This window comes from Binatus sp. (SeqCode), from assembly GCF_049584895.1.
Lineage (GTDB): Bacteria > Desulfobacterota > Binatia > Binatales > Binataceae > Binatus.
Genome location: NZ_JBAUYR010000077.1, coordinates 1 through 16,460, shown reverse-complemented (window position 1 = coordinate 16,460; position 16,460 = coordinate 1). Strand labels below are relative to the sequence as shown.

The window sequence follows — 16,460 nt, the reverse complement described above, 5'->3', positions numbered from 1 at the left end:
GCTAGGCGGCTTCCGTTGTTCCGGTCAGGTGTTTGAAAGGCTCGCTGATGCCGAGAAAGACCACGCTGAACCAGAGTTCGACCGCAAAGACTTTCCATAATTCGAGGATATTCTCCTCGTAGGAAGGATCGCGCCGAGAAAAGGCCTCAGCCATCGAGCGATAGAGCCTGCGTAAAACGACTCCGTCGACCCATCCACTTTGGACGATGTTGAGCCGATCGAACAGCCGCTCTCCACCAAGCGCGATCATCGCCATTGGGTATAACTCGGAAAGATTACTCTTGTCAGAACGCCGCCGTATTTTTTCCGGCAGGATTCCTCGCATCGAATTGCGCAGCACGAACTTGCTAACGCCCGGCCTGAATCGTTGGTTATCAGGTATGGCGAACGCAAACTCCATGATGCGGCGGTCGAGGAAAGGGTGCCGAGCCTCCAGTCGAAAGCGCGCGGTCCAGCGTCCATCCATCTCAAGGCCGTATGGGAGTTGGCCGGAAAGGTAGGTCTGGAACATATCCTGCTGTGTGAAGGTGCGGCTTGAGGGCAACGGCCACCTCGCGGACAGCCGGTCCAGGAGTTTCGTCCTGGCCGCGAACGCCGGCATAACCAGCGGATGAAGCTTAGGCGGACGCAGCGATTGCCTGAGCGCCGACTTGAGGCGGTTGGGAACGACCTTCTGCACGAGTGGCCAAACTCCATACTCCGCCAAGACTTTGGTATAGCCCGGAAAGAAGAATCCGGGCGGTGGATTTCGATTAATCCGAAGCCTCCGCAACGCCGCCGCAAAGCGAAACTGGCTCAGCAGGTCTGCATATACCAGGTAGGTTCCGGTAAACCACTCGTCGCCGCCCAGTCCGCATAAGCGAACTCTCAAGTCGTTACGATTGCCAAGAATTGACGTGTAATCGGTGCATCCGCAGTTGGGAAAATCCGGGAGGTCCAGATAGTGCGCAACCTGCGCATTAAGTTGGCTGAGCCGGGCAATTCCTGGAAGAAGATAGGTATGCCGATGAGGATACTTATGAATTACCTCTTCGACGTACTCGGTCTCCGCTGCCGGTCCGGGCCCGAAAGGAACAGAGAAGGTTTCAAAACTCGGTAGTTGTACTTCGCCGTCTTGGCGTAATTGTTCGGTCAAACAGACAATCGACGAGGAATCGAGCCCGCCACTAAGGTCTGACTCCACTCCTCTACTGCTGCGAAGTCGGCATCGCACCGCCTCCTTGAGCAGCGAAAAAAAATGTTCACTGTAGTCGTCGTCGCTCCGATAGACGATCTCCCGCGAGGCGTCAGGAAAATAGTACTGGTGGCATTCAACGCCACGCGCGCTTACGCTCAAGTAATGCGCCGGCTCCAGGCGGCGGACACCTTCGAAGAGTGTCTCCTCGCGATCAAATGGAGTCCTAACCAGTATCTCTGCTATAGCAGGCTCGTTGGGTCTTCGGAGGACCCTTGGATCCTGGAACAGTTGGTGTATCTCCGAGGCGCACAGGAAGAATCCCGGGCCATTGAAGTAATAGAAGCTCTTTACTCCCATAGGATCTCGGGCACAAAAGAGTGTTCGCTTCGATGGGTCCCATAAGGCGAAAGCGAAATCACCGATCACTCTCGCCGGGGCCTCTGCACCCCAACACTGCCAGGACCGCAGCACGATCTCGGCGTCTGTGCCCGTGCGGACACGATGACCTCGGGAATTCAGCTCAGCCGTGAGTTCGTCGCGGTTGTCCACCCGCCCATCCATGGACAGCACCAGTCCTGAGGATTCGTCCACGAACGGGCTGGTCTCAGCCGAAGCCTCGGGCGTCGTCGCGAGCTTTGCATGCCCAATCGCGACCGGGCCGTCGCCCCATATCCCGAAGCCGTCAACTGAGCGGTACGGGATGACAGCAATCATCCGCTCGACAGTCGAGCGATCCGCAGGAGCCCCGTCCCACTGATATAAGACCGCGATACCGCTCATCAGATCGGAGCGCCGAGGTGACCGCCCAATGCTTTCAGCTTTGGCGTCATCGCAAATGACCTTTCAGATGGTCAATCAATTGCACGAGCCCCCTTTTGACCGCCTGATCGACAAGATTGTCGAGGTCGCACCGCATTTCACCGGACTCGACGCCCGCCTGACCGAGTCCGCATAGATGCTCAAGGATTTTCGACCGATGAAGGAGTGCGAACGATGCCATCCTCCATCTCCAGCCGGCCGCTCTCGTCGTAATGTTCCCCGACTGGCAGCGCGGCGAAGTTCCGACGCTCACCTTCGCCGGTGATTATCCGGTCGCCGCATTCGAGCCACGCGTGGGCGCGCAGCAGGTCGGGCGAATTTTTCGCGACTCCGATCCGAACGTGGCTGCCGATACCGCGCCGCGCGAGCATCTCGCGCCCGGCGATCGCGCGAACGAGGCAATTCCCTCCGGCCGGTACGATTCGGCCAGCGGTCTCGACCGCCCAACCAATTTTTGCGGCCTCGGTACCTTGCGAGATCACGCCGGCCCGCGGCGTTACTGGTTGCAGAATTTTGCGGATGGGAACGAACATCACCAGCAGCCGCGCCTTGACCAGCGAGGCTGCTGCCGATCCGAGCAGCCGGCGATCGGCGGCTTGCAGTTTGATGAATTTGCGCAGTCGCGATTGCATGATGAACTGTGATCATCCAGCTTAGACGTGAGTCGCCGACCATGGCAATATCGCTTTTGCAATAGGTGGCATCCATGAAGATCGAGATCTCTAAAGATGTGATCTGGCGCGAATTGAGCGGGGAAGTTGTGATGCTCGATCTCGCCAGCCAGCAATATTTTGGTTTGACCGGTACCGGCAGCGAAATGTGGCAACTGATAGTGGAGCACGGTTCATCCAACTCGGTGATCGATCGGATGCTCGCCAGGTACGACGTCGACCCAGCGCGTCTCAGGGCCGACTTCGACCAGCTCGTGAACCAGCTGGCCGCCAAAGGAATGTTGCGGATCTCCCGCGGCGACTGACCTTCCTTTTCCCAAACACACCCTCCATCGCGTCGGTTGTCAGGCGAGGACGGCGCGCTGCCTGGCGATTGTTCCCGTTCCCTCCTCGGACTAGCTTTCTCCGACATCATGCTGAGTCCGGTGAATCGATGGTTCCCGCAGAGCGCTACCAGCGATGCGCGAATCCTGCTGACGACGCGCGCACTGCGCGGCCTTGCCGACGGCGCCGTCAGCGTATTGTTGCCGGGCTACCTGACGGCAATCGGATTCAGTCCGTTGCGAGTCGGCGCGATCGTGTTCGGCACGCTGCTCGGCTCGGCAGCGCTCACGCTGTGGGTGGGGCTCGCGACCGATCGACTGGGGCGGCGTCGAGTCCTGCTCGCGGCGTGCGCGCTGATGCTGCTGACGGGAATTGGATTTGTCACCGCGACGAGCTTCTGGCCGCTGTTCATCGTGGCCGTGGTCGGTACGCTGAATCCTTCCGCCGGCGACGTCAGCCTTTTTCTGCCGGTCGAGCAGGCGGCGTTGGCCGAGGCAGCCGAGCCGCGAGATCTGACTGCGATGTTCGCGCTGTACAACGTTGCGGGCGCCTTCGCCGGAGCGTTCGGCGCGCTCGCCAGCGGCGTGCCGGCGATACTCGCGGCGCGCCACGGATGGGCACTCGCGCCGGCGTTGCGGTCGGGTTTCGTCGCCTACTCGATCCTCGCGGTGATCGCCTTCACGTTCTATCGGCGTCTTTCCCCTGACGTCGAAGTCGAGCGCCATCCGGTCAAGCGCGCGCCGCTGGAGAAATCGCGTTCAATCGTTTACCGGCTGTCGGCGCTGTTCAGTATCGACGCGTTCGGCGGCGGATTTGTAATTCAGTCGCTGCTGGCGCTGTGGTTGTTCCGCCGCTTCAATCTCTCGGTGCAGACTGCGGGCGCATTTTTCTTCGCGGCCGGGTTGCTCGGATCGTTTTCGCAATTCGTTTCGGCGGCGCTCGCGGCGCGGTTCGGACGAATCAACACGATGGTGTTCAGCCATCTGCCGTCGAATGCGATGCTGATTCTCGCCGCGCTGATGCCGACGCCGGCGCTCGCGATGGGATTTCTGCTGCTCCGATCGTCGACCTCGCAGATGGACGTTCCAGCGCGCCAGTCCTACGTGATGGCGGTGGTGCCGCCCGAGGAGCGCGCAGCCGCGGCGACCGTCACCAATGTGCCGCGCAGCCTGGCGTCGGCCTTCGCGCCGCTGCCGGCGGGCGCGATGCTGAATCATTCGTCATTTGGATGGCCGCTGATTTGCGCCGGGACGCTGAAAACAATTTACGACATCCTGTTGCTGATCCAGTTTCGCGCAGTAAAACCCATTGACGAATTTTGATTTCAGGCGATTGTTCCCCTTGCCTCGACTATGGGAAGGGGTCAGGGGTTCGGTTCCCCGCCACCCAGCGACTCCGATAACTCGCACGGTGCCCAAGCATCTAACGCTTCGCATCCATCTCCCGCCCGCGCTCGCCGGCCAACTCGGCGCGCGTCGCAAACAAACCGGACAAACGCTGTCCGCCATCGTCATTCAAGCGCTCGAGCGTTTGCTCGGCGACGAAAATCAGACCGTATTTCAAACTTCGACCGTCAACGCCCTGATGGAAGGTGCGTCCACCGGCGACATGACGATGGGCGAGCTCAAGACTCACGGTGATTTCGGGCTGGGCACCTTCGACGGACTCGACGGCGAGATGATCGAGCTCGACGGCAAGGTCTTCCAGGTGCGTGCGGACGGACATGCGCATCCGGTCGAAGATTCCGTACGCACGCCGTTCGCGACGGTGAGCTTTTTCAAGGCCGATGAGAGCGCGCGCCTCGATCGTCCGTGCGATCAGCCCGCGATGCTCGCGGCCGTTGCCGCGATGCTCCCCTCGCAGAACATCTTTCACGCGCTCCGAATCGAAGGCCGCTTCGACTACGTGAAGACCCGCGCCGTCGCCAAGCATGACAAGTCAGTCGGCCTCGAGCACGCCACCCGCCAAGAACCAATTTTCGAGTTTCACGAGGTCGAGGGCACCATCGTCGGCTTCTTCACCCCCGACTACCTGCGCGGGGTCAATGTCCCCGGCTATCATATGCATTTCATCACGGCAGACCGCACCGCAGGCGGCCACATGCTCGATTGCCGCACTAAGGACGTGACGATCAAAATCCATCATACTCCCGAGTTCGAACTAGGCACCCCCGGCACCGAAGAATTCCTGAAAGCCGACCTCTCGCAAGATCACACCGCGGCCATCGCAAAGATCGAGCGTTAATTCCTACAGCGCGGCGAAGTTTCGATTTTCATGCGGCCAAGGCGGCGCACTCGCGATCGCGCCGAGCACATCCTCGGGCTGCTCGACCAGCGACCACATCTCGCGATGGCGATCGTCCATGAAGCGGCGCTCAATGCAGCTTTCCAGAAACTTCACGCACGGTGTGTAGAAGCCGAGCGTGTTAACCAGCACGATCGGTCCGCCATAAAGCCCAAGCCGCTTCCATGTAATCGCTTCGAACAACTCCTCGAGCGTGCCGCATCCGCCCGGCAGTGCAATCACCGCGTCGACTTCCTCAATCATCATCCGCTTGCGCTCATGCAGGTCGTTTACGATTAGCAGCTCGCTCAATCCGCGGTGCCCCCATTCTAGGTCGTACATGAAACGCGGCAGCACGCCGATGACCCGGCCGCCTTCCGCCAAAGCCGCGTCCGCCAGATGCCCCATCGAGCCGACGCTGCCGCCGCCATACACCAGAGTCACCTTGGTGCGCGCCAACTCGCGCCCCAGCCGCGCCGCGGCGTCGTGATACTTGGCGTCGCACTGGCGACTCGACGCCGCATAGACACAAACTCGCTTGATAGCCATCGCGCGATCGTACCGGACCAATCCGCGCCCATCCAGATAGCGGGGCTGACGCTCGATAGGCAGACCGAAGCCGACTCAGACTGAAGTAGCGATCCGTTGCACACAGTGTCCCAGCGCGGGACACATCGGGCGCGTTTTTGTGCATCGTAGGCAAGCTAAGACGCGACTTGCGCTGATCGGACAATCTAAATTCCTGAGTCGATCAAACCCACATTCATTGCTATTCGCGTTCACAGCCACCGATTGATTAACAACAGTCTAGGCGGCTTAACACTTGCTCTAGTTGCTCTTGTGATGCGCACGCGTTGCTCATCCCGGGAGACTCTTAGTTGCGAAACAGCCGACCATCCAGTAAACCGACCAGCTATCTGATTGTTGCCGCCCTCTTTCTCGCTGCATTGGGGGCTTGGGCGCCAAGACTCGTAACTCCTGCTCATGCGCAGACGCCGCCGCCGGCGCAAGTCGAAATCGCGGGTACGCCAGCAGTCGCATCCGGTCGAGCGATTACGAATTTCATCGACACTGCATCGCGATCGCTTGCGGTTGGAAGGTCTGCCGCCCGGGTTGCGATTCATCGGCCGCTTGCTGGACACGCTGGCGACTCTCAGGACGAAAGTGAAGCCTTCGAACAAAGTGACGACGCCGGCGCGAGCGAAACTGATGTGCCCGCTTCGCATCAACATCATCATATTCGCGAGGCGGACTTTCCCGCCGGCTCCGACAACGGACCGGTGACTCCGCCCGATACCCAGGGGACCGTCGGCCCGAATCATCTGATGGCGGTACTCAACAGCAATGTGACGATTGAAACGCGCACCGGAGTCGTCCTCAGCTCGATTCCGATTGCCTCGTTCTGGTCGAGTCTCGGCGGAATCAACGAGGCATTCGACCCGCGCGTGCTGTTCGACGCGTACGCCGGCCGATGGATCATTTCGTCGGGCGCCAACGCCGCATCGCCAACTGCGTACGTTCTCATCGGCGTCTCGCAGACCAACGATCCGACCGGCGCCTGGAACCTCTACAAGGTGAACGTCGACGCGAACGGCGCGAGCTGGGCCGACTACCCGACGCTCGGCTTCAACGGCGATTGGATCGTGCTGCAGACCAACGTGTTCACTGTCAGTCAGGGCGCGTATGTCGGCTCCTACATCTACGCATTCGACAAAGCCGACTTGTACGCCGGCGGCGCCGGCCAATATACGGTGTTCCACGATTCAACCGGGTTTACCGACTATCCGGCGGTGACTCACGACAACGCGCTCGCTACCGAGTACCTGGTGAGAAACTGGAACGGCGCGAGCGGGACGCTTCGCGTCAGCACCATCACTGGATCGATCGGCGCCGAAATACTGACCACCGGCGTCGCCTTTCCAAGAGCAGCCAAGGGATGGCAGGATTCCGGGGCCGAGAACTTCGCCCCGCAGCTCGGCTCGACCGCGCGGATAGACACCGACGACGATCGAATCGAAAACTGCGTCTATCGAAACGGATCGCTGTGGGCTGCGCAGACCGTGTACTTCCCCGCGACCGGCACCCCGACGCGATCATCCGCGCAGTGGTGGCAAATCAATACTGCGAGCGGCAGCCTCGGCGTCGTGCAGCAACTGGGGAAGCGCGACGATCCGTCGGGGCAGTTCGACTACGCGTATCCGACGCTCGACGTCAACGCCAACGACGACATGATGATCGGCTACTCGCGGTTCGGTGCATCACAGTATGCGAGCGCCAACTACTCGTTTCGACGCCATACCGATCCGCTGAACACACTCGAGCCCGACGTCGTCTTCAAGGCGGGCGAGGCGCCGTACTTCAAGGACTTCGGCACCGGCGACAATCGATGGGGCGACTACAGCAACGTCGCCGTCGACCCGATCAACGACATCGACCTGTGGACGATCCAGGAATACGCGGCCACCGGCAATACCTGGGGCACATGGTGGGGAACGATAGCGCTCAGCGGTAATCCACCGACGCCGACCGCAACCGCCACGCGCACTTCAACGCCGACTCCGACTCGAAAGCCTACGCCGACCCGCACGCCGAAGCCGACTCGGACGCCAACCGCGACGCCGACCCCCAAGGCGTAAATAAGGCGAAGAACGACTTGAAACATGTATCATCGTTGCTACCGGAAGTTTGCATGTTTGCTACAAATTGACGGATTAGCAAAACAAAAAGATATGACACTTCCAGGTGTGGATTGGTGAATATCCCACGAAATTGAAGCTAATATTCACCTTTTAGACTTTCGTTGCATTAGCGCAAATTTTCGCTCTTTTCAGTATCGCTGAACGGCCTATCTTTTGCGTACACATCTCTTGCGATGGCGTGATAGTTTTTGAGGCTCTACGCCGGGAGGGTTTTATGCGAGTCCTAGGAAGAACGAGGGTACGTTCGCGACATGACCTGGTTCTGATTATCGGCGCGGTGATCGCAATCTCAATGATTGTTTCCAAGATGGTTCATAACTGGAGGCACTTTCCGCCCAGTCTCGGAATGACTACGACGGCGGTGATGGTAGCGGACAGCAGCTTCACTCCAAACTGATCGAGCTCTTTTCGGACGCGATGCGGCAAAGGGAGACGCATCGCCGACCAAGCCCAGGTGCAGGAGCAGGCTCGGAATGCCGGGCCTGCCTCCAATTTGGTTCAGTGCATCCTCACTCAACCGGCGATTCCTCGCGTAACCGTCTTTAGACCGTAGACGCACTGCACTTACGTCAGTAAGATGCGCTCGCAAGGTGCATTAACATTCGGCGGGGAAAAGTGGCGGGACGATCGTTGCGGAGTTTGATGGTGGGTGCGGCGGCCCTCGTCGCAGTCATTTCGGGCGCGGAGTTGCTCGGGCATGCGGCCGTAGTGCCGGGGCAATCGCGATCCGCTCATCCTCACGCCGCGCGCGCATTGGAGCCAGGCTTCACCGGCACATTCCTCTACCGCAACGATAATTTTCGTACCGGCCAGAACCTGGCGGAATCCGTCCTGACTCCGTCGACGGTTAATGCTTCGCAATTCGGACTGGTGTTCACCGACACTATCGACGCGGCCGCCTACGCGCAGCCGCTGTATGTGCCAAATGTGGCGATCCCGAACCTCGGAACGCACAACGTCGTGTACGTCGCGACAGAGAACGACAGTGTGTACGCCTTCGACGCCGACCAGCAGGGACCTCCGCTTTGGCATACCAGCTTTATCAACCCCGCGCTGGGGATCACGCCTGTCCCGTCGACCGATCTCGGAGAAGGGTGCGGCGACCTGGTTCCGATTATCGGGATCACCGCGACGCCTGTGATCGATCCCGCCGAAGGCCCCGCCGGCACCCTCTACGTCGTCTCCAAGGTAAAGCTGGGCCCGGGCAGTTATCAGCAGCAGCTTCACGCGCTGGACATTACAACCGGCCTCGAGCAGCCGAACAGTCCGGTGACGATTGTGGCGACGGTCCCCGGAACCGCCGAAGACAGCGTCAACGGGGTAATCTCATTTAATCCTCTGCTGCAGCATGATCGCCCGGCCCTGACGCTGGCGAACGGCGTGGTCTATCTCAGCTTCGCCTCGCATTGCGACGTCACTCCCTATCACGGATGGATTCTCGGCTACGACGAAACCTCCTTGGCGCAGGAAGTCGTCTACAACTCCACCCCCAATGGCGAAGACGGCGGCATCTGGGAGGCTGGATGCGGTCCAGGAGTCGATACCAACGGCGATTTGATCGCCATCACCGGCAACGGGACCTTCGATACGATCGCGCCCACCGTTGATTACGGCGACAGTTTTCTGCGGTTGACTCCAGGCGGTGGAACCATGTCGATCACCAGCTCCTTTACGCCCCTCGACGAACTCCTGCTCGACGACGACGATCTCGATATGGGCTCGGGCGGTAACCTGCTGCTGCCCACTCAGCCGGGGCCAAATCCCGATTTGATGCTCGGCGCCGGCAAGGTGGGGACGCTCTATCTTGTGAATCGCGACAACATGGGCGGCTTCAATGCCACCAAGGATCAAATGGTGCAGGAACTCACCGGTGCCGTCGGTGGAATGTTCAGCACGCCTGCTTACTGGCAGGGTAAGGTGTCCGGTGTTGGCGTGCAGAACATGATCTACACGATCGGTGAAAGCGATCTGCCCAAAATGTTTGTGATCTCCAATGGACTGCTCCAGACGCCGCCCACTTCGGCCGCAGTATACTTTTCATTTCCATTCCCGGGCGCGTCACCAGTCATATCGGCCAACGGCAAGACTGGCGGCATTCTGTGGGCCATCAACAGCGGAGGATGGAATTGGGGCGGTACTTCGATCCTCTACGCCTTCGACGCGACCAACCTGACCGAGCTGTATGACAGCAACAAATTCAGCGCCGACAATCCCGGACCCGCAGTGAAGTTTACCGTGCCCACCGTGGCCAACGGCTCGGTCTACATGGGCACCCAGACCCAACTCGCGGTGTTCGGATTGTTCCCCGGTGGAAGAGGCGCGCCGACTCCCACTGCAACTGCGACCGCTTCTGCGAGCGCGACCCCAACGAGAACCGCAACCGCCACCAGCACCACCTCGGCGACGCCTACCGCCAGCATCACAGCCACGTCGACCGCGACCGCCACGACTGCGACCAACACCCCGACTCCTTCGGCCACCAGCACCGCGCCCACCCTGACGCCGACCGTCACGGCCACGCCTACGCCCACCGGAACTCCTGTGCCTACCGCGTCGCCGAGCCCGGTCTTCGCGAAACTCAATGCAAACCCGACGTCGATCTCCTTCGCAGACCAGGTCGCGGGGCATCAGGGTAAATCTTCGAAGGTAACCGTCGTGAACACCGCTGCGTCCGCGTCAGTGACGTTGTCGCCTACTGTCAGCACCGGATTCGTCGTGACCTCCAACACATGTCCGACGGTTATGGCGCCCGGCGGCTCGTGTAGAATCGAGGTCGCGTTCGCGCCGGCAACCAAGGGAAAACAACATGGGCAACTTCAATTGAACAGCAATGCCGAGTTCGGGGTGCGTGCAATCAAACTCAAGGGCAAGGGCCTCGCACCGAAGATGAAGACCAGGCCCAAATCGCTCAGCTTCGAACAAACATCGCCGGACTCCCTCAGCTCCCCGCAAACCATCACCGTCGTGAACGACAGTCCCGCGCCGATCTCGTTCACTACCGCTCCTGCAGCCACTCCGCCGTTCAACGTGACCGCAAATACGTGCCAGACAATCGCGCCGAACGGAGGGAGTTGCACGATCGCCGTCGAGTTCGCTCCGCATAAACGCGGCAAGTACCAGGGCACGCTCGAAATCCACGACAACGCGGCAAGTAGCCCGCAACACATCAAACTCTTCGGCGTATCAAGATAGTAATGTCGGATCTCGAAGACCCTGCTTGCTGGGGGTTTCATGATCTGAAACCCTAAGTGAATCGACGTGCGCCTTGCGCGCGCAAACCGCGATGCAGGCCGCTAATCCAAACAGCTTATCAGAACAACCCAAGCTAGCGCCGTGGATTCCCAGGCCGCGCCGCTATCTCGCCGCACTGTTCGCGATGCTGATGTCGGCCACGATTTTCGAAGGCTACGACATCACCATCTTCCATCTCGCGACGCCCGAAATCGCGCGAACCTTTCACCTCGGTAATCCCGCCATCGGCCTGATGGCGACGGTGGTGCGCTTCGGCGGGATGCTCTCGTTCTTCGTGGTAATCCTCGCCGATCGCTACGGCCGCAAACCGATCATCTCGGCAACCGTCCTGTGTTACACGGTGCTGACGTTGTTCACCGCGCTTTCGGTCGGGGTCCGTTCGTTTACGATCTTTCAAAGCCTGGCGCAGATCTTCCTCGCCGCCGAATTCGGCGTCGCAGTGACGATGATCAGCGAGGAGTTTCCCGACCGACGCCGCGGCCGCGCAATCGCCGCCCTGCACATGGTCGCCTTTCTCGGCGTGCTGGCGGCGGCTCTTACCTACGCAATCATGGCGGAATCGCGATGGGGATGGCGCGGCATGTACATGCTCGGCATCGCGCCGCTGATGATGGTCTTTTTCTTGAGGCGCGGATTGCGCGAAACCGCACGCTTCAATGCGCTCGAGCGGGACCGGCTTGCCGCGGGCCGCCAGCGTCCGGAATTCTGGCTGCAGATTCGCAAGACCTTGACCCCGTTCGCCGGCCCCTATCGCTCACGTCTGCTGATCATGTCCGCGCTCTGGAATTCGATCGGGCTGATTGGCGGCCCGATGGTGACTTTCTTCCCGCTCTTCGCCAAGCGCGATCATCATTGGAAATCCCACCAGGTTTCGACCGCGATAATTCTCGCCTACGCGATGGGCACGATCGGCAGCATGCTGAGCGGCTATCTGATGGACCGGCTGGGGCGAAAGTTTACCACCAGTTTTTTTTACGCCTTATCCGGAGCCGCGATGTACGTGTTGTTCACCAGCGACACTTTCAGCGGAATCCTTCTGGGCGAAGTCGTCACGATGTTCGCGTACCAGGCGGCACGCACCGCGACCTCAGCCCTCTCGACCGAGTTATTTCCCACCGCGATTCGCGCAACCGGCTATAACCTGTGCGTGCAAGTGATCGGACAAATCTGCTGGATGCTGTCTCCCGTCGTCATCGGACTGCTCTCGGGTCCACTTGGCGGTTTGGGCAAGGCGGCGTCGATTTTCGCTGCCGGTCCGGTGATCGGGATTGCAATTATCTGGTCGCTGATCCCCGAGACTCGCGGCAAGACGCTCGAGGAACTTTCGCCGAACGAGGCGCCTCCGATCAGCACTGAATAGATCGCCCAACTATATCCCGAGCCGCGATCTGATCTCGCTTACGATGGCTTCTGGAGCGCCCGAGATGTCGACGACAATCGCGTCGCGCGGCTCCTCGATCGTGTCGATCTGACTCGGCAGCAAATCTGGATTCATGAAATGTCCAGTGCGTCCGCGAAGCCGCTCGGCAATGACCTCTTTCGATCCTTTCAGGTAAACGATCTTAACCGACTTCGGATCGACGACAATCTCGTCGCGATACGATTGCTTCAGCGCAGAGCACGCGACGACTCCGTTCCTGCCTTCCGTCAGCATGCCTTCAATCAATTTTCGAATCGCACCCAGCCACGGCGCGCGATCGACATCATCAAGTGCGATCCCGCGATGCATCTTGCGCTTGCTCTCCTCGGAATGCAGTTCGTCCCCATCGTGAAACTCCCACCCAAGCGCCCCCGCCAGCGCGCGCCCGACAGTAGTCTTCCCCGCCCCCGTCACCCCCATGACAATTACAATCATCGCACTCCTAAAATCTCCCAACTCGCTTGGTCGCGCAAATTCCTTCCGGTTCAACTGCATGACCAGCCGGCGCCCGCGAGTTCACCGCTTCCTTGACAGTTCGCAGCGTCCGTCTAACATACGGATCGTCACGCGAATCGAAGTTGCCGCATCGGAGGTATCGTAATGTCAGGCGCAAATATCAGCGAAAACGAAATCAACGAACCCAACCGTTGGCGACTGGAAACCCCCGGGCATTCCGGATGGAAGCGCACCGCGCGCCCCGACGATCCCGACAAGTACCTGATGATCTCGGCGGACTGTCACTGCAACGAGCCGTCGAACCTGTGGGTCGATCGGATCGATCGCAAATTCCGCGATCGCCTGCCGCGAATCGAAGTCGACGAGAACGGCGTCAAGTGGGCAATCTCCGAAGGATGGGCGCGCTCACGCCTGCTCGACAGCCACCTCGAAGGCGAAGACCATCTGCGCTCGAAGGCGGGCGCCGATCCAGAGCAGCGTCTGAAGGATCAGATTCGCGACGGCGTCGATGCGGAAATTATTTTTCCCAACAAGGGTCTCACGATGTGGGCGACGCCCGACGCCGACTTCGCGCACGCGCAATGCCGCATCTACAACGACTGGGCGTGGGAGACCTTCGCGAAGTACAACGACCGCATGTCGCCGCTCGCCGCAATCGCCACCGCCGACCTGCCGGGATCTATAAAAGAAGTCGAGCGCGTCGCGCAGCTGGGATTTCGCGGCCTGACTCTGCCGTGCAAGCCGATCTTCGGCGCGCACGACGCGCGCCATCCAAATTACAATCTGCCGATTTTCGATCCGCTGTGGGAAGTGATCCAGGCTGCGGATCTTCCGATCACCTTCCACGTTTCGACCGGACGCGATCCGCGGGCCGCGCGCAAAGACGGCGGCGCGGTCATCAATTACGTTTCACATTCGCTCGTCCCGACTATTGAGCCGGTCGCGAATCTCTGCGGCTCCGGCGTGCTCGAGCGTTTCCCGGGAATCAAATTCGCCGCCATCGAGTCGGGCATCGGATGGGTAGCGTGGGCTCTGGGAGCCATGGACGAGGCCTATCACAAGCATCACATGTGGGCGTTGCCGCGGCTCAAGATGCTCCCGAGTGAGTATTTCCGCGCGAACGGCTACGCGTCGTTCCAGGAAGATCCGGTCGGTCTCGATCTCGCGGTGAAATACAATCTGACCAACAACTTCCTGTGGGCGAACGACTATCCGCATCACGAGGGAAGCTGGCCGCATTCAGCCGAAGCGATCGAGCGCGAAATGGGCGGTCTCCCCGAAGACGCGCGCGCCAAAATCCTCGGCCTGAACGCAGCGAAGCTCTTCAAGTTCGACATCGAAGCCCTAACAACCCAACACCGCAGCCGCCTCTCAGCCGCGAACTGAGGTGGCCTCTTCCCTCTGTCCCCCCTTTCCAAGTGGAAAGGGGGCGAGGGGGATAGGACAGCGCGCCACATTCTTCTCGTTCCCCTTCCCCACTTTTCCTGGGGAAGGGGTCAGGGGTTAGGGTGCTTCGTCCCCCACCGAACCCGCCGAAAATTCACAGCCTAAATTTTTCCAGCCTGTGATATACCAACACGATGACGGAATTCTCGCATCACTACGCCAACCTCGACGGCGTGCGAATCCATTACGTCACGATGGGGCAGGGCTGTCCGGTCGTGCTGCTCCACGGATGGCCGCAGACCTGGTACGAATGGCGCCGCGTGATGCCGCTGCTCGCGGACAAATTCTTGCTCGTCGCGCCCGACCTGCGCGGCCTCGGCGATTCGTCGCGCCCCAGCACGGGCTACGACAAGAAAACCGTGGCGAACGACATCTGGTTGCTCATGCACAGTCATTTCGGCCACACGCGCTTCGCCGTCGTCGGTCACGATTGGGGCGCGCCCGTCGCGTTTCGGCTCGCCGCGGATCATCCGGACGAAGTGACGCATCTCGCGATGCTCGACGTGCCTGTCCCAGGCGATCAGCCCGCCGGCGCCGCGATCGGCGGTGGCCAGCGATGGTGGCATCTGTTCCATCAGGTGCTCGATCTCCCCGAAGCACTGGTCTACGGCCGCGAACGTCTCTATCTCGAATTCTTCTACATGAACGGATGCGATCAGGCCGGCGCAATCGGCCCCGACGACATCGCGGAATACGTTCGCACCTATTCGCAGGCGGGCGCGATGCGCGCCGGGTTCAACTTTTACCGCGCGCTCAATCAAGACGTCGCCGACAATCGCGCGACATTGGCGACCGGCTTCAAACTCCCGATGCCGACGCTCGGCCTCGGCGGCGGCGGCCCGCGCGGCCGCGGCGACTTAGTAGTCGAATCCCTCCGCCGCGTCGCAGTTCACGCGGCAGGCGGCTCAATCGCCGACTGCGGCCATTTCATCCCCGAAGAAAAACCCACGGAACTAGCCACCCACCTCCGCGAGTTCCTAGGCAAGTAATTCCCATCAAGGGATCTCTTTGAGTTCTGTTCCCCCTTTCCATTATGGAAAGGGGGCGAGGGGGATAGGACACCGCGATTCTCACAGTTTTTCTTGTTCCCCTTCCCATTATGGGAAGGGGTTAGGGGTTAGGGTCCTTTCCTTCCGCCACTCCTCAATGCTAACTAAACCGGATGCCATCGTTAACTCTGAGTGAGCAGAAAAATCCGGAGCTGATACGCCGGGCGATGGAACTCCGACAAAACATGACTCCCGAAGAGCGCGTCATCTGGAACGAGCTTCGCGGAAATCGACTCGGCGCGCATTTCAGAAGGCAGCAACCACTCGCGCCCTATATCGTGGATTTCTATTGTCACGCCGCGCATTTAGTGGTGGAGATCGATGGAAGCCCGCATCGCGACCAACAAGGATACGACCGGGTGCGCGACGACTATTTGATGCGGCGTGGAATCCAAGTGCTCAGGCTATCCAACGAATCAGTGCGTAATGATTTGGCGTCTGCGATCGCCTCGATTCGAGCGGCCCTGCGCAGGAAAGACCCTAACCCCTGACCCCTTCCCCGCAATGGGGAAGGGGAACCAGAAGAATTATCCGATCGCGCTTCCGTCCTATCCCCCTAACCCCCTTTCCGACGCGGAAAGGGGGAACACACAAGATGCTCAGACTCTCGCGACCCGCGATCGTTTTGGAGGGTTCCATTTCACCTAAGCTCAGCGAATTAACTTCTGTTCCCCCTTCCCATTATGGGAAGGGGCTAGGGGTTAGGTTGTCTTGAATCCGCTAATGCCTCAACGCCGTTTCGAATCCCCTGAACGATCGGTATCGATTGCCCTTCCGTTCGCGACCGCAGTTTGGTACGCCTCGCACATAACCTGATCGAGGAGAAGTGCCGTGGATTTTAGTATTCCCGCCGACGTCACCGCA

14 protein-coding genes are annotated in these 16,460 nt (G+C 60.0%); 10 read left to right on the top strand and 4 right to left on the bottom strand.

The genetic code is table 11. The features are described from left to right. Window position 1 precedes the first annotated feature (1 nt). The gene (locus WB650_RS13875; protein WP_422306826.1) at window positions 2–1,957 is read right to left on the bottom strand and encodes an asparagine synthase-related protein; all 1,956 of its coding nucleotides are present in this window, start codon (window positions 1,955–1,957) and stop codon (window positions 2–4) included. 28 nt (window positions 1,958–1,985) lie between these two features. Here WB650_RS13875 and WB650_RS13870 point away from each other — a divergent pair, with 28 nt between their 5' ends. After that, window positions 1,986–2,132 carry a hypothetical protein gene (locus WB650_RS13870; RefSeq protein WP_422306828.1) on the top strand — a complete coding sequence of 49 codons (147 nt, stop codon included), beginning with the start codon at window positions 1,986–1,988 and terminating at the stop codon, window positions 2,130–2,132. A gap of 4 nt (window positions 2,133–2,136) precedes the next feature. On the opposite strand, the gene WB650_RS13865 is transcribed toward WB650_RS13870, so the two are convergent. Next, window positions 2,137–2,628 (bottom strand): lasso peptide biosynthesis B2 protein, encoded by a 492-nt coding sequence (locus tag WB650_RS13865; protein WP_422306830.1) that lies wholly within the window; start codon window positions 2,626–2,628, stop codon window positions 2,137–2,139. 74 nt (window positions 2,629–2,702) lie between these two features. Here WB650_RS13865 and WB650_RS13860 point away from each other — a divergent pair, with 74 nt between their 5' ends. The 3 genes from WB650_RS13860 to budA all read left to right on the top strand — a co-directional run bounded on the left by WB650_RS13860 (window position 2,703) and on the right by budA (window position 5,235). Beyond that, window positions 2,703–2,972, top strand: coding sequence for a PqqD family protein (locus WB650_RS13860; protein ID WP_422306832.1), 270 nt, complete (start codon window positions 2,703–2,705; stop codon window positions 2,970–2,972). A 108-nt stretch (window positions 2,973–3,080) separates the two neighbouring features. Beyond that, the gene (locus WB650_RS13855; protein ID WP_422306834.1) at window positions 3,081–4,313 is read left to right on the top strand and encodes an MFS transporter; all 1,233 of its coding nucleotides are present in this window, start codon (window positions 3,081–3,083) and stop codon (window positions 4,311–4,313) included. An 88-nt stretch (window positions 4,314–4,401) separates the two neighbouring features. Next, window positions 4,402–5,235 carry an acetolactate decarboxylase gene (budA, locus tag WB650_RS13850; RefSeq protein ID WP_422306836.1) on the top strand — a complete coding sequence of 278 codons (834 nt, stop codon included), beginning with the start codon at window positions 4,402–4,404 and terminating at the stop codon, window positions 5,233–5,235. Between the two features lie 3 nt (window positions 5,236–5,238). Here budA and WB650_RS13845 read toward each other — a convergent pair whose 3' ends face one another. Further along, a complete protein-coding gene (locus WB650_RS13845) occupies window positions 5,239–5,823 on the bottom strand; it encodes a TIGR00730 family Rossman fold protein (protein WP_422306838.1) in 585 nt (194 codons plus the stop codon). Between the two features lie 662 nt (window positions 5,824–6,485). Here WB650_RS13845 and WB650_RS13840 point away from each other — a divergent pair. The 3 genes from WB650_RS13840 to WB650_RS13830 all read left to right on the top strand — a co-directional run bounded on the left by WB650_RS13840 (window position 6,486) and on the right by WB650_RS13830 (window position 12,585). Further along, window positions 6,486–7,910 carry a hypothetical protein gene (locus WB650_RS13840; RefSeq protein ID WP_422306840.1) on the top strand — a complete coding sequence of 475 codons (1,425 nt, stop codon included), beginning with the start codon at window positions 6,486–6,488 and terminating at the stop codon, window positions 7,908–7,910. 678 nt (window positions 7,911–8,588) lie between these two features. Continuing rightward, complete coding sequence (locus WB650_RS13835; protein ID WP_423960862.1) at window positions 8,589–11,165, top strand: choice-of-anchor D domain-containing protein; 2,577 nt, start codon at window positions 8,589–8,591, stop codon at window positions 11,163–11,165. A gap of 73 nt (window positions 11,166–11,238) precedes the next feature. After that, a complete protein-coding gene (locus tag WB650_RS13830; RefSeq protein ID WP_423960860.1) occupies window positions 11,239–12,585 on the top strand; it encodes an MFS transporter in 1,347 nt (448 codons plus the stop codon). A gap of 9 nt (window positions 12,586–12,594) precedes the next feature. Here WB650_RS13830 and WB650_RS13825 read toward each other — a convergent pair whose 3' ends face one another. Further along, window positions 12,595–13,080, bottom strand: a complete 486-nt coding sequence (locus WB650_RS13825; RefSeq protein ID WP_422307916.1) for a gluconokinase — start codon at window positions 13,078–13,080, stop codon at window positions 12,595–12,597. A gap of 165 nt (window positions 13,081–13,245) precedes the next feature. Here WB650_RS13825 and WB650_RS13820 point away from each other — a divergent pair, with 165 nt between their 5' ends. The 3 genes from WB650_RS13820 (at window position 13,246) to WB650_RS13810 (ending at window position 16,087) form a co-directional block, all read left to right on the top strand. After that, on the top strand, window positions 13,246–14,487 hold the full coding sequence (locus tag WB650_RS13820) for an amidohydrolase family protein (protein WP_423960859.1): 1,242 nt from the start codon (window positions 13,246–13,248) through the stop codon (window positions 14,485–14,487). 194 nt (window positions 14,488–14,681) lie between these two features. After that, on the top strand, window positions 14,682–15,536 hold the full coding sequence (locus WB650_RS13815) for an alpha/beta fold hydrolase (RefSeq protein ID WP_423960857.1): 855 nt from the start codon (window positions 14,682–14,684) through the stop codon (window positions 15,534–15,536). A 173-nt stretch (window positions 15,537–15,709) separates the two neighbouring features. Then, complete coding sequence (locus WB650_RS13810) at window positions 15,710–16,087, top strand: endonuclease domain-containing protein (RefSeq protein WP_422307922.1); 378 nt, start codon at window positions 15,710–15,712, stop codon at window positions 16,085–16,087. Window positions 16,088–16,460 lie beyond the last annotated feature (373 nt).

Excerpts from the sequence above, each read along its gene's own strand:
- WB650_RS13875 (WP_422306826.1), bottom strand. The coding sequence starts at position 1,957 with ATGAGCGGTATCGCGGTCTTATATCAGTGGGACGGGGCTCCTGCGGAT.
- WB650_RS13870 (WP_422306828.1), top strand. The coding sequence starts at position 1,986 with ATGCTTTCAGCTTTGGCGTCATCGCAAATGACCTTTCAGATGGTCAAT.
- WB650_RS13865 (WP_422306830.1), bottom strand. The coding sequence starts at position 2,628 with ATGCAATCGCGACTGCGCAAATTCATCAAACTGCAAGCCGCCGATCGC.
- WB650_RS13860 (WP_422306832.1), top strand. The coding sequence starts at position 2,703 with ATGAAGATCGAGATCTCTAAAGATGTGATCTGGCGCGAATTGAGCGGG.
- WB650_RS13855 (WP_422306834.1), top strand. The coding sequence starts at position 3,081 with ATGCTGAGTCCGGTGAATCGATGGTTCCCGCAGAGCGCTACCAGCGAT.
- WB650_RS13845 (WP_422306838.1), bottom strand. The coding sequence starts at position 5,823 with ATGGCTATCAAGCGAGTTTGTGTCTATGCGGCGTCGAGTCGCCAGTGC.
- WB650_RS13825 (WP_422307916.1), bottom strand. The coding sequence starts at position 13,080 with ATGATTGTAATTGTCATGGGGGTGACGGGGGCGGGGAAGACTACTGTC.
- WB650_RS13820 (WP_423960859.1), top strand. The coding sequence starts at position 13,246 with ATGTCAGGCGCAAATATCAGCGAAAACGAAATCAACGAACCCAACCGT.
- WB650_RS13815 (WP_423960857.1), top strand. The coding sequence starts at position 14,682 with ATGACGGAATTCTCGCATCACTACGCCAACCTCGACGGCGTGCGAATC.
- WB650_RS13810 (WP_422307922.1), top strand. The coding sequence starts at position 15,710 with ATGCCATCGTTAACTCTGAGTGAGCAGAAAAATCCGGAGCTGATACGC.